The 17,458-nt window shown below is 61.9% G+C and carries 23 protein-coding genes; 1 reads left to right on the top strand and 22 read right to left on the bottom strand.

The features are described 5' to 3' along the window. Positions 1 to 45: 45 nt before the first annotated feature. Positions 46 to 726: a Crp/Fnr family transcriptional regulator gene (locus M2360_RS04725; RefSeq protein WP_280773579.1), complete on the top strand. Its 681-nt coding sequence runs from the start codon at positions 46 to 48 to the stop codon at positions 724 to 726. 452 nt (positions 727 to 1,178) lie between these two features. Here the strand turns inward: M2360_RS04725 and M2360_RS04720 are convergent, their stop codons facing one another. From M2360_RS04720 to M2360_RS04615, 22 genes are all read right to left on the bottom strand, one after another. Further along, positions 1,179 to 1,562 carry a hypothetical protein gene (locus tag M2360_RS04720; protein ID WP_280773234.1) on the bottom strand — a complete coding sequence of 128 codons (384 nt, stop codon included), beginning with the start codon at positions 1,560 to 1,562 and terminating at the stop codon, positions 1,179 to 1,181. Between the two features lie 144 nt (positions 1,563 to 1,706). Then, a complete protein-coding gene (locus M2360_RS04715) occupies positions 1,707 to 1,904 on the bottom strand; it encodes a hypothetical protein (RefSeq protein ID WP_280773233.1) in 198 nt (65 codons plus the stop codon). A 45-nt stretch (positions 1,905 to 1,949) separates the two neighbouring features. After that, positions 1,950 to 2,222: a hypothetical protein gene (locus M2360_RS04710; RefSeq protein ID WP_280773232.1), complete on the bottom strand. Its 273-nt coding sequence runs from the start codon at positions 2,220 to 2,222 to the stop codon at positions 1,950 to 1,952. Beyond that, positions 2,222 to 3,169, bottom strand: a complete 948-nt coding sequence (locus tag M2360_RS04705; protein ID WP_280773231.1) for a hypothetical protein — start codon at positions 3,167 to 3,169, stop codon at positions 2,222 to 2,224. Before M2360_RS04705 ends, M2360_RS04710 begins: the two co-directional genes overlap by 1 nt. Further along, a complete protein-coding gene (locus tag M2360_RS04700; RefSeq protein WP_280773230.1) occupies positions 3,170 to 3,388 on the bottom strand; it encodes a hypothetical protein in 219 nt (72 codons plus the stop codon). After that, a complete protein-coding gene (locus M2360_RS04695; RefSeq protein WP_280773229.1) occupies positions 3,388 to 3,657 on the bottom strand; it encodes a hypothetical protein in 270 nt (89 codons plus the stop codon). The genes M2360_RS04700 and M2360_RS04695 overlap by 1 nt, the downstream gene beginning before the upstream one ends. 24 nt (positions 3,658 to 3,681) lie before the next feature. Beyond that, positions 3,682 to 3,858, bottom strand: coding sequence for a hypothetical protein (locus M2360_RS04690; protein WP_280773228.1), 177 nt, complete (start codon positions 3,856 to 3,858; stop codon positions 3,682 to 3,684). Positions 3,859 to 3,883: 25 nt separating this feature from the next. After that, on the bottom strand, positions 3,884 to 4,522 hold the full coding sequence (locus M2360_RS04685) for a hypothetical protein (protein WP_280773227.1): 639 nt from the start codon (positions 4,520 to 4,522) through the stop codon (positions 3,884 to 3,886). A gap of 147 nt (positions 4,523 to 4,669) precedes the next feature. Next, positions 4,670 to 5,035, bottom strand: a complete 366-nt coding sequence (locus M2360_RS04680) for a hypothetical protein (protein WP_280773226.1) — start codon at positions 5,033 to 5,035, stop codon at positions 4,670 to 4,672. Between the two features lie 17 nt (positions 5,036 to 5,052). Continuing rightward, positions 5,053 to 6,090 carry a hypothetical protein gene (locus M2360_RS04675; protein WP_280773225.1) on the bottom strand — a complete coding sequence of 346 codons (1,038 nt, stop codon included), beginning with the start codon at positions 6,088 to 6,090 and terminating at the stop codon, positions 5,053 to 5,055. A gap of 71 nt (positions 6,091 to 6,161) precedes the next feature. After that, positions 6,162 to 6,539 carry a hypothetical protein gene (locus M2360_RS04670; protein ID WP_280773224.1) on the bottom strand — a complete coding sequence of 126 codons (378 nt, stop codon included), beginning with the start codon at positions 6,537 to 6,539 and terminating at the stop codon, positions 6,162 to 6,164. After that, on the bottom strand, positions 6,529 to 6,924 hold the full coding sequence (locus M2360_RS04665; RefSeq protein WP_280773223.1) for a hypothetical protein: 396 nt from the start codon (positions 6,922 to 6,924) through the stop codon (positions 6,529 to 6,531). Before M2360_RS04665 ends, M2360_RS04670 begins: the two co-directional genes overlap by 11 nt. Continuing rightward, complete coding sequence (locus M2360_RS04660; protein WP_280773222.1) at positions 6,921 to 10,016, bottom strand: hypothetical protein; 3,096 nt, start codon at positions 10,014 to 10,016, stop codon at positions 6,921 to 6,923. The genes M2360_RS04665 and M2360_RS04660 overlap by 4 nt, the downstream gene beginning before the upstream one ends. Then, complete coding sequence (locus M2360_RS04655) at positions 10,006 to 10,401, bottom strand: hypothetical protein (protein WP_280773221.1); 396 nt, start codon at positions 10,399 to 10,401, stop codon at positions 10,006 to 10,008. Before M2360_RS04655 ends, M2360_RS04660 begins: the two co-directional genes overlap by 11 nt. Beyond that, positions 10,401 to 12,764, bottom strand: a complete 2,364-nt coding sequence (locus M2360_RS04650) for a phage tail protein (RefSeq protein ID WP_280773220.1) — start codon at positions 12,762 to 12,764, stop codon at positions 10,401 to 10,403. The genes M2360_RS04655 and M2360_RS04650 overlap by 1 nt, the downstream gene beginning before the upstream one ends. Next, positions 12,764 to 13,195, bottom strand: coding sequence for a hypothetical protein (locus M2360_RS04645; RefSeq protein ID WP_280773219.1), 432 nt, complete (start codon positions 13,193 to 13,195; stop codon positions 12,764 to 12,766). Before M2360_RS04645 ends, M2360_RS04650 begins: the two co-directional genes overlap by 1 nt. Further along, on the bottom strand, positions 13,195 to 13,836 hold the full coding sequence (locus tag M2360_RS04640) for a hypothetical protein (RefSeq protein ID WP_280773218.1): 642 nt from the start codon (positions 13,834 to 13,836) through the stop codon (positions 13,195 to 13,197). Before M2360_RS04640 ends, M2360_RS04645 begins: the two co-directional genes overlap by 1 nt. Then, entirely contained in the window at positions 13,833 to 14,486 is a 654-nt protein-coding gene (locus tag M2360_RS04635) for a hypothetical protein (RefSeq protein ID WP_280773217.1), read from the bottom strand. The genes M2360_RS04640 and M2360_RS04635 overlap by 4 nt, the downstream gene beginning before the upstream one ends. After that, entirely contained in the window at positions 14,483 to 16,450 is a 1,968-nt protein-coding gene (locus M2360_RS04630; RefSeq protein WP_280773216.1) for a phage tail length tape measure family protein, read from the bottom strand. Before M2360_RS04630 ends, M2360_RS04635 begins: the two co-directional genes overlap by 4 nt. Positions 16,451 to 16,452: 2 nt before the next feature. Next, positions 16,453 to 16,605, bottom strand: a complete 153-nt coding sequence (locus M2360_RS04625) for a hypothetical protein (RefSeq protein WP_280773215.1) — start codon at positions 16,603 to 16,605, stop codon at positions 16,453 to 16,455. Positions 16,606 to 16,625: 20 nt separating this feature from the next. After that, positions 16,626 to 16,997 (bottom strand): GTA-gp10 family protein, encoded by a 372-nt coding sequence (locus M2360_RS04620; RefSeq protein WP_280773214.1) that lies wholly within the window; start codon positions 16,995 to 16,997, stop codon positions 16,626 to 16,628. Beyond that, the gene (locus tag M2360_RS04615) at positions 16,997 to 17,446 is read right to left on the bottom strand and encodes a phage tail tube protein (protein ID WP_280773213.1); all 450 of its coding nucleotides are present in this window, start codon (positions 17,444 to 17,446) and stop codon (positions 16,997 to 16,999) included. The genes M2360_RS04620 and M2360_RS04615 overlap by 1 nt, the downstream gene beginning before the upstream one ends. Between the last annotated feature and the right edge of the window lie 12 nt (positions 17,447 to 17,458).

Below are 17,458 nucleotides of genomic sequence, written 5' to 3'. Positions count from 1 at the left end.
AGGGAAAGATTTTCGGTTCAACTCCGGAGGACAATCGTGAACAAGATGCTGAAAATGAATCACCGTGACCGGGAGATCCTGCTGTCGACGCCGCTCATGTCGGGGCTCAACCCCGCGCTTGGCCGCCGGGTCATGGAAAGTGCGGCAGTTTTTGGCGCAGAGGCGAAAGATGTCCTGTTTCGCGAAGGCGCGGAGGCCGAGAATTTCTACGTCGTTCTGTCGGGTTATGTCCGGCTGTTTCGGCTGTCGCGCGAAGGCAGGGAAGCCGATATCGGCGTTTATGGTCCCGGGGAGACCTTCGGCGAATGCGCGATGTTTCTCGGCTGCAAATATTCCTTCAACGCCCAGGCCGCCGAACCGGTCACGCTGGCCCGTTTCGACGTCGCGAAAATCCGCCAGATCATGACCGAAGAGCCGGAATTTTCGATGGCGCTGATGGGTGTGCTGGCGCACCACCTGCATGACGCCCGCGAAAATGTCGCCAATGACCGGCTGCACACCGCGCCGCAACGCGTCGCCAATTATCTGCTGGAGATGTTGCAGCACAGCGGCGCCGGAAATTCCAACTCCTTCCGTCTGCCGTTCCAGAAGAGTCTTCTGGCGGGCAAGCTCGGTCTCGCGCCGGAAGCTCTTTCCCGCGCCTTCTCCATGCTCAAGACGTCGGGCGTCTCGATCCGCGGCCGCATGGTGCAGATCACCGACGCCGAGGCGCTGCGCCGCATCTGACCGAAATTTACTCTGTGAGATAAAAAAAGCCCGGCGCGGGAGGAGGTGCGCCGGGCTTGATCATGACAGACAGCTTGGGAGGAGGAGTGCTATCCGTCGTCGTCAGGGGTTTGGGAGGAGGAGTAACCGTCTGACAAGTATCAAGGTAATGTTGCGTCGCACAAAAATCAAGAGATTATTTTGCAGCGCGAAGAAATTCGCATTCACGAATACGTGAAGCCGCCCACAGAATGGGCCCGCAGGCATAGTTGACCCGACAATCATAAGACAGACAACAGCGGAAATTTGGAGCGGGTGAAGGGAATCGAACCCTCGTATTCAGCTTGGGAAGCTTCGAGAACGATCAACGCTATCAACGGCGCGTGTCAACAAAACCAGCCATGGGTCGCTATCTGTTTCGCGACATTGGTTGCTGCGTTCCTCGGCATTTTGGCCGCACTGCAGCGCTGATATCACCGCCCGATAAACCAGTGCCACCACGCCGCCACGTCCTGGCGCATGGCATAGAGTGCTGCTGCGGCGCCCAGGACATACTTGCCGGTGCGCCACAACCAACCGCCGACCCATCCCGCCGCCGCCGCCTTGGCGCGCGTCTCGCGAAAATCCGACAACGTCACGCTGTCGGCGGCCACCGCTTTTTCAAGCCCTTCCATCCGGTGCGACACCGTGATCAGCGTCGAGCCCTGCTGCTCCAGGCGATCATAGATGCGCCGCCTGCTCTCGCTCGCCGCATCCTTCTCATCATCCATCCTCTCTTCCATGCGGTTCATCCGGCTGTCGATTTGCGTCAGGCGATCGAGAATGAGCGATTGGATGCGGTCCTGTTCGATGGTCATCGATGCCTCATGGGTATGGCGCTGGCTATACTCTAGAGACGAAAAAAGCCCGCCAGGATCCTGACGGGCTTTTTTGGAGAATCTGACACCCCCCCGCAATTCGATTTGAGGTGTACTGTTTTGACCCAGGTGATTCAGAGTGGGTCAGGCCTTCTGCAGCGCTTTTGCCAAGGCGCGGAACTGATCACCGTCCAACGTGATGGTCGCAGCATCCCCGACTGAACCATCTTCCTTGCGCGGGCTTCGCACAGAAACAGAATAGCTGTCGCCAGACTTGTTCACAGAGATGTATTCCGGATAGCTCGCGCCTGGCGCGGTGAATGCATGGATGTTGCTGGTCATTGGTTTTCCTTCTGTTCACGGAATCATTTTATGCAGGGGTGTGCATCACTCGTCTTCCGGCCAAACCGCGTAATCGTGCAACACGCCATCCACGCGCAGCGCAGCGCATTCGGCGGGCTCGGCGAAAGGCTCGCCGGTAATGAACTCCCACGGCGGGCCGTACAGCGGGGCAACCCACTGACCGAACGCATCGTTGCGGACATATCCGAAAATGCCGCCCGGCTCGAAGGTGGCGGCGAAGTGGGCATCACACGCGGCAACATATGCCCGCGCTTCAGCCTCTTTGGATTCTGGGAAAATGACGACCTTGTTTGCCATTAGAGGGCTCTCCGTGTCTTGAGAAAGTTTTCGATGTAGGTTGGCGCATCACCGGAAAGAGCGCCGGTGATGATTACGTCGCGGATCAGGCCAGACCAGACCGAGTTGCCGGCGAATGCTCCGCCAACAACGATCCGTTCAGCCGCAGTCGCAGGGACAACAGCCGCCGTTACCAAGGAGCCGCCGTCCACATCGACGCCAGTATCGGTTGCCGATACTTTCTGTCGGATGACGTGTCGGCTTGAGAAGTCCACAGATGTGTCGGTAACAAGAGCGGTTGGTGACGACCCCTTGCCAACGCCAGCCTGTCCACGATTGACGCCGGTTACGACCGCTCTTTGAACAGAACGGCGTGTGAACCCGTCCGTGCCACCCCACTGCAATATTGTCCGGTTGCCGGTGTCGGCCGCCAGCGCAGTCTGCTGTACGGTAGCAAATGCCTCACTTGGGTTGCCGCCAACGGGAGCGCCCAAGACGCCTGAAGTGAAGGCGAGATAATCATCAACGCCGTCAAACGTGAGGCCTGGAGACCCGTTGAATGAGGTGGCGGAATAGATTGGCCGAAGGGAGCTCGATGCCTGTGAAACGGTTGCTCCCGACATGCTGTCGGTCCAGTTCGTGACCTGTGATCCAGAAAGGCTGACCAGATCGGCCCTATCCGCGTTCCACCAGAGGATAGCGACGCTGGTGAGAAGCGCCTCGGTATTCACGATGCCGTTGATCTTTGCCTTGGCGATCGCGCCACTGTCTCCAGCCGAAATCAGCGTTTTACCGAATGCTGCAAGAATCAAATTAAGCTTGGCCCGCATATCGGCCCAAGTCGAAGGCGCATTGCCGCCAGATGCCTGACCGGAGCCCAGGAAGGTTTCAGCCAGCGTAACGAGACGGGATTTGACGCTGTCATAGGCGTCACCATCTGCGATAGGCGTGAGGATGTTATATGTCATTTACCACACCGCCGCGTCGGACCACGACCCGCCGCCCCAATATTCGCTGTTGATGAAAAGCCCGGTCGCGGACCAGTTGCGGAAGTCCTGCCAGTAGCCAGCATCAGACCAGGTGCTTGCGGCAAAGATCCAGTTGCTGAGCCCGCGAGGGGAACCACCCGGCGGAAGGGTGTGCCCCAGCCCAAGCTGCCCCAGCCCCAATTGCGGCAGCGCGCTCATCAGCCCAGCACCGTCGCAAGCGTGGCTGTCGTGCCGGTCTGGCGGATGGCGCTACAATGCCAGGGCAACAGCATCCCCACCGGCGCGCCGGTGATGGTGATGTCCGCGCTCGCATTCAGCGGGCGGCAGACGACATTGCCGGCGTTGATGACGGCAATCGCCTTCACCGTATCCGGCACGGTGTAATCGCCGCCAGCGAGATTGATCGCCGCGCCGTCGAGGCCGAATGTTCCCGGCCCCGCGCCGGCGGTTTTGCGGTCATAGGGCATGCTGCTCTCCTTTGAAGCTTGAAGTCACTTCGCGTTCTGCGGCGCGAAATAGGTGATCAAAGCCGGCAGGACTGTGGTCACCACGGTCATGATCACATAGGCGTACCAGGGCGATCCAGGCGGCAGCCCGGCGATGCTCACGCCCGCGCCCGCCAGTCCGCCGCCGATGCCCGCCCCGATCGCTTTCGAATAGGTTTTCATCTCGCTCTCCTTCTGAGGTTGGTCGTCACAGCGCCTTGGCCGCGCCGCGCTCGAACACGCGGGCGTAAGCCGCGATCTCGCGCGCCTTGTCGCTGCCGTTGATGATGGCGCGCGCGCCGACATAGTCGCACCGCGCGCCGGTGATGAACTGCTCCAGCTTGCGGCTTGTGAACACGCCGTCGCGCATGCCGAGCACCAGGATCCGCGCCGAAAAATCCAGCTCCAGCACGATGTCGGGCCGGTTGGCCACTCCATAGATTTCGTAGTTCCGCCGTCCGGTCAGCTGCACCATGCCGCGTCCGCGGAATGTCCAGCCGTCGCCAGAGGCCTCGTCGCCATTGCCGATGCGATTGGCATAGGCGCGGTTGGCGATGCGCTGCGGCTGGCGCGCATAGGCGGCGGCGATCTCGGCAGTCGGAAAGTATTTCGGAAAGACTTTGCGCAGCCCAACCGCCGAGTAATTGAGGTTTTCCACCACCGGAGCCATGGCGCGGCCGGTTTCGTGATAGGCGGTCGCCAGCATATAGGCCAGCCAGCGCCCATCGGTGAGGCCCTGCTCATCCCAGGCGTCAAGAATGGCGTCGACGCCATCCACCTGCGGCTGCGTAAAGCGCCCGCCAAACAGCGGGTCGCGCACGGCGTCGAAAAGTTTCGAGCGATCCATGTATCTTTCCTTTCTGGAAAGCGCGGCCTATCCTGACGGTTGCAGGCGTGAGGGCGCGCGATGTTTGAGATGTTCGATCAGGCCATGACCATTTTCACCGCGCTGGCGCTGATCGCCGCCGGCTGGTTCATCTGGCGCGGCAGGTAATCAGGCGTCCTGCGCCGCCACGCGGGCGGCGAGCGCATCACGCTCGGCTGTCAGCGCATCACGCTCCACCGTCAGCGCCGACGCCAGCGCAGCAAGCCCGTCGCGCTCCGCTGTCAGCGCCGCCACCTGGCCTTGCAGATTGGCGTTGGCCGCCAGCGCCGCCGCCATGGCCTCGCTCATCAGCCCGGATGCGCCGAAATCGACAAGATCGACAGGCGCAGCCTCGCCGATCACCGCCTGAATCACCGCGCCGTCGCGCTTGACGACAGTGATGCGCTGCTGATGCGCGCCTTTGAGCGCGCCCGTCGCCTCGTCGAAGCGGATGAGAATTTCGTAAGGATGCGTCTCTTCTGTAAATACAGGCATGGGTCAGCTCCGTTAGATCAGGATACGACGGCGCCATCCGGGAACCGCCAGGCGGTCCCGTCCGAAATCGCCAGTCTTTTGTTGGATGCGCCATTGGACACATAGATCAGTCCGCGCGAATAGGCGGAGGCGGAAGGCAGCGTTGACACCGTGTAGCTCGGCAGCCGGGGCGGCAGGTCGAACGACAGCGCGCCGCTGAAGGTCGCGCCGCCGCCGATCGTGCCGGAAATCGTGGCGGCGTTGATCGTCGGATTGGTCAGCGTCTTGTTGATCAGCGTCTGCGCCCGCTCCACCTGCGCAAGCTCACCCCATGATGTGTAGGCGCCAGACGTGTGCCCCCGCACATAGGCCCGCCCCGTCACATTGCCGATCAGCAATTGCGCGCCGCGCCCGCCGCCGGATGTGTTGGCCGCAAATCCATACCAGCTCTCGCCGCTGCCAGGCACGTCGGAGGGCGCATTGGATGTCGACGAGTTATGAATGAAGCCCGTCGATGTCGAAAAGCTTGAATAATCTACGCCGGACGCCGTTGGCAGCGGCGTGCCGACGCCAAAATCTCCATATTTCAGCACCCGCCCCGCTGTGGCGTCAGTGGCGCTCGTTGTCAGCACCAGTCCCAGCGTCGTCCGCGCCGCAACCTGATCGGCGTCATCCACCAGCGATCGACCGAACGCACTGAAATCCGCCAGCGCCGCCACGCCGACGCCGGTATAGTAGGAGAGTTTATTGGCCGCCGTAGTCAGCCCAGCAATAGACGACAGATTGCCATTCGACAGCTGCCCCAAAAGCGCCGTCGTCTTGGCCTGCGCCACCTGCTGCGCCGGCGTATAGATAATTTCGTAATTGCCGGCGCTGATCGCGTCGCCCGGCCAGCCATAAGCGAGCGTCAGCTGCGTGGCGCTGTTGACGGTTGCAATCCGCACCGAGCGCCCCTGCGCCCAGAAATAATCGCCCGCTTTGACATAGGTGGTCCATGCGGTGCCCACGCCGGTCACGGTCGTGGCGCCCGCCCCCACCGTCACCGTGCCGTCATTATAGGTTGGCTGCTGCGCCATATGTCTCTCCATAGGCCATGCGCCATCGCCCCGGCAGGCCGGGCGGCGCGTCTCATCTCGATAGGGTCAGGTCAGGCCGGCCAGTGCGCCGGGTTGGCTGTATCCTGCGGCAGTGGCCGCATGGCCTGCAGTTTCAGCGCCGCCAGCAGTGTCGGCTGCTCGATCGTCATGCGGTAATGCAGCATCGCCGCATTCCATTGCGGCCCGGTCACATGCGCCGTCCCGGTCTCGGTATGGATCTCGATCGTGGCGTCGGATCCCGCCAGCGCCAGCGCTGTCGCCGCTCTGGTCACAATCTCCCAGCCCGCCATATCCGCTGCTGTTGTTGCGATGTGGTGGACGCCTTGCGCGCCGAAATCCCAGTCGAACCCGCCCGCCAGCCGCCGGTCGCGCTCCGCCTCGATCGCTGCCAAAAGCGCCGCCGTCGTGGGTCGATCATCAAACCGCATGCGCAATCACCGTGATGACCTTCCGTCGCCACGGCCAGGGCGGCGAGAGCGTCAGCTCATGCGTACCGGCGATGGTGGTGGTGTATTGCAAGTCCTCATCCACATCGGTCACAACAGCGCGTCCGCCACAATCCGCCATCGTCCCCGCCGGCAGTGGAATGGCGATCTCAGCCACACCATCGGCAACGATCTCATAGGTCGCGCTCGCCGCGATTTCCGGCCGCAGCGTCGGCGCGTGATCAACAAACATCCACAGATCGTCGTCGAGACAGTCCGGCCATGCGCCTCCGCCCTCTGGCGTAAACGCAGCAAGATCGTCCTCGACGCCGCATGTTTTCGAGCGCGTGATACGCCCGTCCCGATCGTAAAATGTGACATGGGTCATTTTTTTGGATATCCGAACCGAATTCGACCGCTGGTCACACCGCCGGTTTTGGTGCCCTCAAGGTTGGTGAATGTTGACTTGAATCGGTAGCTCGCATTGGCTGGCGCAGCGATGTCGGCAACCAAGACCCGGACATACTCGGTAGCGAAATCTGTATTGCCGCCGCCTTGCGCAAGCAGACTGAAGCTTTTTGAGAATAGTGCATAAGCATTGCTGTCGCCAAAGTTGCGGATCAAGGAGAAGTTGGCATTCATGCTGCCTTGGGTGTCGGCTCCGTTCGCGCCGCCAGCCTCCACAAAAAGACTGATCGGCAATTCAAGCCAGATAAACACAGTCGAACTGGACGGATTGGCCAGCGTGATCGTTTTCGCCGCCGGATTATCGTTGCTTTGCACCAGATCAGAAAACTGCGCGATCGAATCGACTTCAGTGATTGCGCCATTCTCGATCTTGCCGGTCCCGACCGTCAGATCGACCAGCTTTGACCCGTTCAGGCTCTCGATATTGGCGTTCTTGACCGTGAGGTTCCCGATATCAGCCTCGGAAATATCGACATTGCCCAGGGTGGCGGCCAGCGCCGACAGTCTTGTGACATCGATATGCCTCGCCTTGATCACGCCATCCGCGATATTGGCGCCGCCGACTTGCAGCGTCCCGATGATCGCGTCGGAAATATTGACCTCATTGAGATAGATGACGCCGCTGGCGACCCGCATGACCGCGCTCGTCACATCGTCGCCATTGCGAAACACGAACCGATCCGCGATTTGCACGATGCGAGAATCGGAGCCGTCATTGCGCACATCAAGAAAAAATCCAGCGCTGTTCCAGTCGTCATCCGATTGCGCCCGCACCTGTATTGCAAAGCGCGCCCAGCCCGATGGTCCGCTCACCGCCGCCATCCGCATCCGCGCCGAGGCGATGTTGCCGGCGTCGTCGCCAGCAAAAAGACTGGTCGTCGCATTCGCGACGCTCTCAAGACCATCCTCCGTTTCCGTAACCCTGTTGCCAAGCGAGGTCACCGACGAGGCGGACGCCTTGCCAGCAACAGTGGTCGTCAGTGACGTCACTGACGAATTGAGCGCTGTAATCCCGCTCTCGGTCACCGTCACCCGATTGCCGATTTCCGTCACCGACGAGGCTGACGCCTTGCCGTCAACCTCGGTACCAAGCGCCGTCACCGCGCTGTTGAGTGTCGTAATACCGCTCTCGGTCACCGTCACCCGATTACCGAGCGCCGTCACTGAGGAGGCCGAAGCCTTGCCATCGACCTCTGTGTCGAGCGCCGTCACCGACTCATTCAGCGCATCGATCGCGCCTTCCGTCACCGTCACCCGGCTCGTCAGCGTCTCCACCGCTGTCGTGCTGGCCTTGCCGGCCACCGCCGTCGACAGGCTGGTGACGCTTTCCGACAGCACAGTCAGCGATGTCTGTGTCGCGTCGATCCGCGTGCCCAACCCTTGCGTCGCTGTCGCCGTCGCCTGGCGCAATTCCTCCCGCGCCAGAAAGTCGGCGACGCTGGCCTCGATCGCTTCCGACGCTGCGAGATCAAGCTCGTTTCGGATCGTCCGCGTCGCCTGACCGATACTGGCCACGCCGTCCTCGCCGCCAAACGCCGCCACCTCCGCCGTCAGCACATCCACCGCCGTCACCGACGCCTTGTCATCAAGCGAGGCCTCGACGCCATCGATCCTGACAGCTTGCGCCGTGATCGCATCCTCCGCCGTCTCCACCCGCCCCGTCAGCGCCGAAAGCCCGCCAGCCGTGCCGGTGATCCCGCTTTCCGCCGAGGTCATGCGGCTGGTCAGCGAGGTGATCTGCCCCGCTTGCGCCGAATCCGCCGCAATCCGCGCCGTCTGTTCGGCCGTCAGCGCCGCCGAGCTGGCGCCAGGCGAAGGCCGCCCCACCGACACCCAGTCCAGCGCCACAAGATTGGACGCATCCGCCGCAGCCGTCAGATCGAGCCGGATCTGCGCGATCGTGCCTGACCACCCGGTATTGACGGTAATCTCGCCAAACCCCGCACCGTCCCAGGCTGGCTCCGTGATCGCAGCCCGTCGCCCGCTGTCCCAGGTCGTATCGCTGGCGCCCTTCCACCACAGCCATCCCTCCCAGGCGGGCGCGCCGGTCTTTTTGGCCCGCGCCCGCACCTGGCGATAGCTGCCGCCCGCAACCGTCAACCCCTCCGGACTGACCACATAGGGGTCGGACGCATGCGCAGCGGGAACCAGATATCCGTCTGTCACCACAGGCGTCCCGTTGCCGCTCCAGCCATCGGCGCTCGCGTCGAAATACCAGCTCGCCACCGGATCGAATTGCGTATTGGTGCCCACCGCCAGCGATTCGATCGTCTGCGCCAGCGCCTCGTCGCCCGCCACATAGGCAAGCTCGATCGTTTCGATCGACGCCGAAAGCGTTGCCGTCTCCGCTTCCACCGTCGTCACGCGCGACGCCAGCGCCGCATTGGCGCTGACCGCTGTCGAGATCTGTTCGACAAATGACGCCCGGTCGCTATTCGCCTGCGTCACCACCTCGCGCCGCAGGCTCTGTTGCGCGTCGCTGGCGATCATCGCCAGTTCGATCACATAGGAGGCGGTCTCCGCATTCACCTCCGCCTGCGCCCTGAGATCCTGATAGGTGGCGATATCCTGCGCCGCGCGCGCCTCGGCTTCCGCCGCGATTTCCGCAGCCCTGGCCGCCGCCTCCGCCGCCACCGCAGCGCCGATATCGGTGGAAATGCTGCCGAGCGTGCTGTCGATATCCAGATCCGCATCCGTCACCAGCCGCGCCGTCGCAGTCCGCACGGCGCTTTTCGCGCTCTCATTGCCAAACCTGTCGACGCTGGTGACCCGATAGCCATATTCATGGCCCGCCGTCAGCGGCGCGTCGTCGCGCACCGTCAGCCGCGCCGTCTCTTCCACAGCCTCGCCATCGGCGTCATTATCCGCATCCTCAGCCGAGGCGTAGCGGTAAAGCCGGTAGAATTCATGTAGGCTGTCATCGACCGCAGCCCAGCCCGCCACATTGCCGAGCGGCTTGGCTGTCACCGAAAATCCTGTCGGCGCCGGCTTTTGCGAAAAATCAAACAACATCGGATGTCACCACGATTTCGGCCTCGACATAGGGCCATGGCGGCAGGATCTGGAAAGTAAAATCGCCGGCGATGGCGCTGCGCACCTGCAGGCTTTCGGTCCCTGAAGACACGCTTTCCGTATCCCCGTAATAGACTGTCGTGCCATCGACGAGCGGGATCGTCAGCACCGTGACGCCATCGGCGTCGAGCGTGTAATCGCGGTCGTCATCCACCAGCTGCGGGCGATCGGTCGCCGCGCCATCCACCACATAATACAGCGCCCCGTCATATTCCCCGTCGAGCCAGGCCTCGCCCGCCTCAAGCTCCGGCGTCTCATCCTCGCCGATTTCCTCGCTATAGAGCACGCGCCCGTCGCTGATCTGGTAAATGCTGATCATGCCCATCAATCCCGCTCCCAGCTCGCCGCCAGCGTCGCCCCGGCCAGCACCGCCGCCCGGTCCCATTCCCGTCCCGCCCCGCGCTTGTGCCGCACGATCAGCGTCACGCGATAGCGCCAGTCGCCGCCATCCTTCTTTCCGGGCAGGTGCGAAAACACTTCGCGGATCGTCCCGTTTTTCGGCTTCACATTCGCCCGGCCCGCCGCCCGGCTTTCCAGCCGCAGCGATTTGCCGTTGCGAATATCGCGCCAGTCGCTCGCGCCGGGCGCGCGCGCTTCCACTTTCAGCACGGCTATTAAAAAGCTTGCGCCGTCGCCGTTTGAACCGTCGTCCTGGCAATTGAGCCGCAGCCGGCCAGACAGCTGCAGCCGCACCGGATTGGCGTCGTCATTGCTGACGCGGATCGCCCGGGTCACCGAGATCGTCTCGACATAGGTCTGTCCAACCGTGTCGCCGGACCAGTTGAGCGCCGGCGATTTCCGCGCCATCAGCGCAAAGCCCGACGAGGCGATCCGGCTTGCCCGGCCCTTGACCGACCCCGCCGCCACCGTCACCCAGTCGCTGCGATCGGTGTCGCGATCCGAATAGGGCGCGATCTGGCATTGCACCTCATAGACCAGCGCATCGATCAGGCGACCGGAAATCAACCCGGTCCCATCCTCGAAATCGAACCGCCCCGAGTCGATGATGTCTGTATCGCCAAGCCGCCGCACCCAGTAGCGCATGGACCGGGCGTCGACATCGTCGGCCTCGGTTTCCCATGCCAGCCGGATCGCCGGGATCCGCGCCTTGCCGCTGGCGTTTTTCACCACCGCCGGCGACGCCGTAAACACCGCAACTTGCGTCTCGGCAACGATGTCGCCATAGACGCCTGCTGTGTCCACCTGCTGGTCGGAGGTCGGAAAATCCGCATCCGTCGCATCCGCCTCGCGAATGGCTGCCGACACCAGCCCGTCATCGTTCAGAACCACATCGCCGAGCAGAAATTTTTTGGCTGAATAGCCGTATTCGTCGCTGGTGAATGTCACCGCATCGCCCGGCTCAAGCTTGCGCGCGATCGATGGCAGATAGACCACATGACTGCGAAACCGCCTGTTGTCATTGAGCGCCAGCGACGCCAGTTTCTGCGCCTGCACGCCGTGCCGCACATAAGGCAGGTTCAGCTCCCGCGCCCGCCGCTCGCCGCCATCCTCAGTCACATAGGCCGGGCGCGAGCGCTCCCTATACGGTTTAGACTCCCCCGCATCCTCGGGCGACGTATAGGCGCCGGTGATCACATTGGCGATATCCTCGCGCGCCGGGAAAAGCCGTTGCGTCGCATCCTGCGTCACCACCACATCATCGTCGGTAAACGACATCACGCTGGCGCCCGCCGCCATGGATGCAAGCTTCATCACCCCGCCCGAAATCACCATCCGGTATCCCGCCGACGCCAGCAGCCGCTCGATCACCGTCAACGGCTCTTCGTCAAGGCTGATCTCCGCGCCCCCCGCGCCGCGCTTGATGGTCCCGCCGCTGGCAAGCTCAAGATCTTCGTCGGCGACATTTGCCGCCGCCGTCCAGCTGTCGCGGTCAAACCGCCGCGCCGGAAAGTTCGGCCCGCCATAAATCACCTCGCCTGCGACCATCACGCCGCGCGCGATATTATAGGCGAGCACGATCGCGTTGCGGCGAAGCACATAGGTCGCCTCGCTGCCCCAACGCTGCGATCCGGATCCGCCATTGGTCGAATCCTGCCGCCAGTCATAGACAGGCATGCCGCGAAACACGAACCGGCAGTCGATCAGCCCGCGCGGCTTTTTCTTGTAGAGCCGCTGCGTCACGATCACGATTGTCCGCTGGCGGCCAATCATATCGTCCATCCAGGGCCGCGATGCGTCCTCGCCGAATTTTGCGCGCAGATAGCCATTCGCCGTGGTCTGCGATCCGGTCAACGCCTTGATCCACAGCCGGTTTGCGCCATCCTCATCGAAATAGGGAACCGGATAGCCCTCATATTCCTCAGTCTCGCCGAGCGCCCGCTTGCCGCCATCCGCCCACACATGCGTCATCATTCCGTCCGCAGGCGCATCCGAACAGGCATAGACCCGCACATGATGCGAATTGGGCGTGCGGTTCTCATAGCCATAGGAGCCGCGATAGATCAGCGATCCCGCCGTTTCCTTTTCGCCGAGAAGGATCGCCTGATTGATGGTGCCGCCGCCGACCGCCTGCAGCTTTGTGCCGCTCTCCGGCTTTTGCGTCGTCGCCTGGCCAATGACATATTGCGCCGCCGTCGTGGCGCCCAGCGCCAACGCCGACGACACAACCGTCGCAGCCGTGCCCGTGATCCCGATCGCTGCGACGAGCGGCGCAAACACCTGCGGCATCAGATCACCTCGAAAGCCAGAGCCGCCGCCGAGCGCGGCAGGATGCCAAGCCCAAGCGATGATTGCACGTAAAAATACGATCCGCAGAAGATCCCGAGGCTCCAGCGCCCGTCTTGCTCGATCAGCCCGATCGTCCCGCATGTGGCGTCGACGACATCAATGGCGCGAAACAAAATCAAGGCGGCATCGCGCATATCGGCGCAGCCAGCGCTGCGCAGCATCCTTGCCGCGCCCGTCTCGGTGCGATAGCGCCCACGCAATTCAGCCGCCGGATCACGATCAGTCATCGCCATGACAGCATCCGCCACCATCAGGAAACAGTCGCGCGAGCCCCATTCGAACCCGGCGCGCTCACGGCTCTCGAGAAAACGGATCAGCCGCGACCGCCAGTCATCAGGCCAGCCGGCGCGCGAAACAATCGATCCGCCCATCACACTTTGCCCCATGTCAGATCATTCCAGCGATGCGCCGCATCGGCATAGCGGTATATCCCGTCGCCGCCGCGCTCCTGCCCCACGGCCAGCGTCCGCTTGGCGGCGTTGGCCCGCTGCAGCACCGAATGCCAGGGCGCGAGCGACAGCGTGAAATCGCTGTCTGATACCGGCGGCGATTGCGCCCAGATCGACAGCGCGCTGTCGGCCCGGTTCGCCTCGTCGATCAGCCCCTCGAATTCGAGATTGGGCGTATCGACAAGCAGCCCCGTCCCTTCCTCGGTCTCGCCGATATGCCATTCCACATGCGCATCGCGCGCGTCATAGCCATACAGCATCTCGCGAACGGCGTCCGAGACCGCCGACATCCGCACGCTCACATTGCGGATCGATACACCCTCGTACCGCACGATCGGATCGACCGAGACGATATGCCCGCCGCCGCGATAGCTGCGCAGCACTGTATTGCCAGTATCGGGATCCACCACCGCGATTTCCTCATCGTCGTCGCGGGTCGAAAAGTGATACCAGACGTGAGCGCTGGTCTCGCGATCCCGAACCCGGAACGACAGCAGATGCACAGGCCAGAAATCCCGCAACGCCTCCCGATAATTCGTTGTCGCCGTCGAATAGACTTTCATTTCGACACCGAGATCGCCGTAAAACTCAGCCCGCCCGAGGCGTTGCCCGCGCCGGGCGAGACGGAATAACTGTCCGCCATGATTTTAAACATCATCTGCGGGCGGAAAATTGCGACCTCGTCATCGACCTGCACCCACGAAGGCAGGAAGGGCCGCACCTGGAAAAGTCCTGTTGTATTTGCGCTCGTAATGCCCGCCTCTTCAGCCGCGCGAAACAGCTGCCGATAGCCATCGTTATTGCGCACCGAAAAAAGATCGCCAGGCTGCAAGGTGATTAGCGGCATATTCTTGAGCGACAAACTGCGATTGTCGCTGCCTTTTGAATTGATCCGGATCGTGCCCGCGTGACCCTGCGATAGCGCACCGTCAGCATCGCCAACAGGCCAAGGCCGCCTGATGTCATAGGCAAGAAATCCGCCGCTACGCGCAAGCAGCGCCTCGCAGCATCCCTGGACATAGACATCATCGTCATGCATGCCGGAGCGCGTTTTGACGGAAACCATCCACTTCGGCTGCCCACGCCGCGACCCGAGTACGTTCCCGGCTCCGTCCATGGATTCCGATCGATATTCCATCAACTGGAATGCAGGACGATCCGCAAAGCGAATACGCCGCCAGAACTCTGTCGCGATATAAAGAAGCGTTGTCATTTGCCCCTCACGCGCGGCCGGGCAGCATGCCGCGCCACATCATCGTGAAACTGGTGTTTGCGGTAGAGATTGATGCCGTCGCGCACCACGGGCGCTGCGGCGCTGCGGGCGACGTTTTTTACATGGCTCTTCCAATTTCCATCGCTATCCATATCGACGCCGACACTCACATCGACGCGCTGAGAAGTGGGCTTCAGGCTTGCCGCGCCGAGGCGGTTCACCGACGCCGAACTTACAAGATCGCTAGGCAATCCGCTCGCGACGCGCGCCGAGCTGGCGGCGGCGCCAGTCGCCGAAAACACGCCGCCGCCGCTAGTCGCCACAGTCGAGGCCGAACTTCCAAGTCCGAAGAGCGACAAGAGGCTGAAACCTCCCGTACCGGACGCGCCGGAAAACAGCGCGTCGACCAGCGCGTCTTGCGCCTTATCGGCGATCTTGTTGAGCACATTGATCGCCATGTCGCCAAATTCCTGCCAGGAGATCTTGCCGTCCTCCAATGCGGAGCGCATGTCGCTGAGAGCGCCAGAGGTCAGATCTTTCGCGAAAGCCATCGCTGCTTTGGTTTTCTGGCTTTGCTCGGCGAGCTGCTTGGATGCGACCGTCGCCGAGGCGTATCCATCCGCCAGTTGCGCAATTTCCGCCCTGAGTTCTGGCGTGATCGCCAGCCCTGCCTTCTGCGCTGAACTAAGCAAATCCGCCTCGGTGCGGGCCTTTTCCTGCGCATAGCCATAATCCTCGACAAGCGGATTGAGCTGCGACAACGCATCCGTTTCCGCCGTCAGCGTTGCTATCCGCTCCTTCACGGATTCTGTGGCGCTCTCGTAAGAATTGGTCTTTTCGCCGCCGCCGCGCGACGCCGATCGCGCAAGCCGCTCCTGTTCGATCTCATATTGCGACCTGGTCGCATTGGCCCGCGCCTGCCGGTCGCGTTCCTCGTTGATAAAACCAAGCGGATCAAGCTGCGGCAGTGTTGAATTCTTGATTGCCTTATCAAACGACAGCCCGCCAACCGCATTGGCAGCTTCCGCCCGAAAGTCAGATACAGCAGAAATGGCCGCCTGAATCTGCGGAAGAATGCCGGCAAAGGCGTTTCCGAACTCAATCACCGAAGGCTTTCCATAATTGTCGAGCGCCGCTTGCAGCGCATTCTGCGCCGAAGTCAGATCTTCTGTGGTCGCCTTGCCGTCTTGGATCTTGGTTTGCAGACTTGAAAATGCGCTTGCGAGATCCGCAACGACCGTTTTGGTGTCGTCGCCATATGACCGCAAGTCTTGCATGGCGGCAGAATATTCACGGTTGATCGTAGCGAGAACGTCCTCGATCTTTTTTGCCTCAGCCTGCGCCGGGCCTTCGGCAGCGGCAGTCAAATTGGACGCCTCCACTGCCCTTGCCTGCTCTTCACGATAGGCACGCAGCTTCGGAAGCGCGTCGCCATATTTCTGTACAACATCGTCGATGAGCTGGCCTTGCCGGCGAAGACTGTCCTCTGTCTGTGCGCCGCCATTTTCCGAACTCATGAAATACTGAAGCGCCGCGCCCCCGGCGGCGATCAACCCCAAAGTCACCAGCGACACCGGATTAATCAACCCAAGAAGCGCGCCGCCCACGCCGGCAATTGCGCCGCGCACGCCGGAATTGCCGAACGCCTGCGTAACCTGCGTCCCCTGTTGCAAAGCGATGAGAAACGGCGACTGACCACCGGCCAATTGCACGGCAATATCCTGAAACTGCGCCGTTAGGCTTCCAGTATTCACCTGCGTGTCGCGCGTCGCCTTTGACAACCGCTCCAGCCCGCTAGCGCCGCGCGCTGCAGAGCGCGTGATATTTGCCGCCAACGCATCGCCGCGCTGCTCGATAGCGGCGCTGGTTCCGGCAAATTTCTGCTGCGCGCGATCCACCGCTTTTTCAAATTCGGTGAACCGCGCTTCCAGCACCGCCACCAGCCGTTCCGCTTCGATCGCCATGATCAACCGCCATCCAGTGCTTTAACAGCGGCGAGCGCCGCTTCGAATTCATCTTCGTCCGGAGGTTCGGATGTATCCACGCCATTGGCGCGAGCCCAACCTCGCGAGATCAGGTTGAATTCCGAAAGTGTGAGTGAGCGCCAGTCGACGCCCATCAGTGCGGATCTTGAGAAGATCACGCCAGCGTCGATCCGCTCTGGCTCGCTGGCGCTTCCGCCTCCCCCGAAAGCGAGGGAGAATAAGCGCGGGACAACCCTGCGACTGCAACCATATAGGCGACCTTGGTCAGACCATCGCGCGGCCAGGCGTCGAACGCCAGTCGCACCAGGTCGCGAGCCTCTGATAGATTGCGGCCAGAGCCGACCAACCCCCAGACAAGCACCGACATGATCTCTTTTGTAGTCGCCGTAGCGGTGTGCAGCTTCGCCGCCGTAACGGTGATCGCCTCGCCGGTTTCATCTTCAACCGCGATAAGACAGGACAGCGTCAACCGGAAGTCATGATCAACGCCATCTGACCCGAATGGCAGGGAAACAAGACCATGCATCAGGTGGCGTCCGTCCAGCTGACAGGTCCGCTCGACATAAGCGTTAGTGACACCTGACTTTTGCTCTTACGGGCGCCGCTGACTCCGAACGACATCAGGTGCCAGTCGCCGGCCCAATAACCGCCGCCATTGGCGGCGGTTACATCGACGCGGACGCGCACGCGCTTCAGGTCGCCGGAGCGAAACCAGTCAAACCACTTCTCGACAGACGCAGTGTGCAGCATGCCGGCCCCTTCGATGGTTGCCTGCAGGCCGTCCTTGAACTGCTCTTTCCAGCCGGGCTTGTCCGGCTCGTCGCAATCGGGAATGGTGACGGCGTCGCCATCGGATGAAAATTGGATCGAACGCTCTGCGTTTACAAGGCAATCATGGACAAAGGATTCCGGAGAGCCCCCGTCGCTGATCTGCACCAAAAGGCTGGTGCCATTCATGGTCTTGACTGCAGTCATCTGTCCGCTCCT

The organism is Rhizobium sp. SG_E_25_P2, from assembly GCF_029892285.1.
Classification (GTDB): Bacteria; Pseudomonadota; Alphaproteobacteria; order Rhizobiales; family Rhizobiaceae; genus Rhizobium_E.
This window is presented reverse-complemented; position numbering and strand designations above follow the sequence as displayed.

Excerpts from the sequence above, each read along its gene's own strand:
- M2360_RS04725 (WP_280773579.1), top strand. The coding sequence starts at position 46 with ATGCTGAAAATGAATCACCGTGACCGGGAGATCCTGCTGTCGACGCCG.
- M2360_RS04720 (WP_280773234.1), bottom strand. The coding sequence starts at position 1,562 with ATGACCATCGAACAGGACCGCATCCAATCGCTCATTCTCGATCGCCTG.
- M2360_RS04715 (WP_280773233.1), bottom strand. The coding sequence starts at position 1,904 with ATGACCAGCAACATCCATGCATTCACCGCGCCAGGCGCGAGCTATCCG.
- M2360_RS04710 (WP_280773232.1), bottom strand. The coding sequence starts at position 2,222 with ATGGCAAACAAGGTCGTCATTTTCCCAGAATCCAAAGAGGCTGAAGCG.
- M2360_RS04705 (WP_280773231.1), bottom strand. The coding sequence starts at position 3,169 with ATGACATATAACATCCTCACGCCTATCGCAGATGGTGACGCCTATGAC.
- M2360_RS04700 (WP_280773230.1), bottom strand. The coding sequence starts at position 3,388 with ATGAGCGCGCTGCCGCAATTGGGGCTGGGGCAGCTTGGGCTGGGGCAC.
- M2360_RS04695 (WP_280773229.1), bottom strand. The coding sequence starts at position 3,657 with ATGCCCTATGACCGCAAAACCGCCGGCGCGGGGCCGGGAACATTCGGC.
- M2360_RS04690 (WP_280773228.1), bottom strand. The coding sequence starts at position 3,858 with ATGAAAACCTATTCGAAAGCGATCGGGGCGGGCATCGGCGGCGGACTG.
- M2360_RS04685 (WP_280773227.1), bottom strand. The coding sequence starts at position 4,522 with ATGGATCGCTCGAAACTTTTCGACGCCGTGCGCGACCCGCTGTTTGGC.
- M2360_RS04680 (WP_280773226.1), bottom strand. The coding sequence starts at position 5,035 with ATGCCTGTATTTACAGAAGAGACGCATCCTTACGAAATTCTCATCCGC.
- M2360_RS04675 (WP_280773225.1), bottom strand. The coding sequence starts at position 6,090 with ATGGCGCAGCAGCCAACCTATAATGACGGCACGGTGACGGTGGGGGCG.
- M2360_RS04670 (WP_280773224.1), bottom strand. The coding sequence starts at position 6,539 with ATGCGGTTTGATGATCGACCCACGACGGCGGCGCTTTTGGCAGCGATC.
- M2360_RS04665 (WP_280773223.1), bottom strand. The coding sequence starts at position 6,924 with ATGACCCATGTCACATTTTACGATCGGGACGGGCGTATCACGCGCTCG.
- M2360_RS04660 (WP_280773222.1), bottom strand. The coding sequence starts at position 10,016 with ATGTTGTTTGATTTTTCGCAAAAGCCGGCGCCGACAGGATTTTCGGTG.
- M2360_RS04655 (WP_280773221.1), bottom strand. The coding sequence starts at position 10,401 with ATGGGCATGATCAGCATTTACCAGATCAGCGACGGGCGCGTGCTCTAT.
- M2360_RS04650 (WP_280773220.1), bottom strand. The coding sequence starts at position 12,764 with ATGCCGCAGGTGTTTGCGCCGCTCGTCGCAGCGATCGGGATCACGGGC.
- M2360_RS04645 (WP_280773219.1), bottom strand. The coding sequence starts at position 13,195 with ATGGGCGGATCGATTGTTTCGCGCGCCGGCTGGCCTGATGACTGGCGG.
- M2360_RS04640 (WP_280773218.1), bottom strand. The coding sequence starts at position 13,836 with ATGAAAGTCTATTCGACGGCGACAACGAATTATCGGGAGGCGTTGCGG.
- M2360_RS04635 (WP_280773217.1), bottom strand. The coding sequence starts at position 14,486 with ATGACAACGCTTCTTTATATCGCGACAGAGTTCTGGCGGCGTATTCGC.
- M2360_RS04630 (WP_280773216.1), bottom strand. The coding sequence starts at position 16,450 with ATGGCGATCGAAGCGGAACGGCTGGTGGCGGTGCTGGAAGCGCGGTTC.
- M2360_RS04625 (WP_280773215.1), bottom strand. The coding sequence starts at position 16,605 with ATGGGCGTCGACTGGCGCTCACTCACACTTTCGGAATTCAACCTGATC.
- M2360_RS04620 (WP_280773214.1), bottom strand. The coding sequence starts at position 16,997 with ATGCATGGTCTTGTTTCCCTGCCATTCGGGTCAGATGGCGTTGATCAT.
- M2360_RS04615 (WP_280773213.1), bottom strand. The coding sequence starts at position 17,446 with ATGACTGCAGTCAAGACCATGAATGGCACCAGCCTTTTGGTGCAGATC.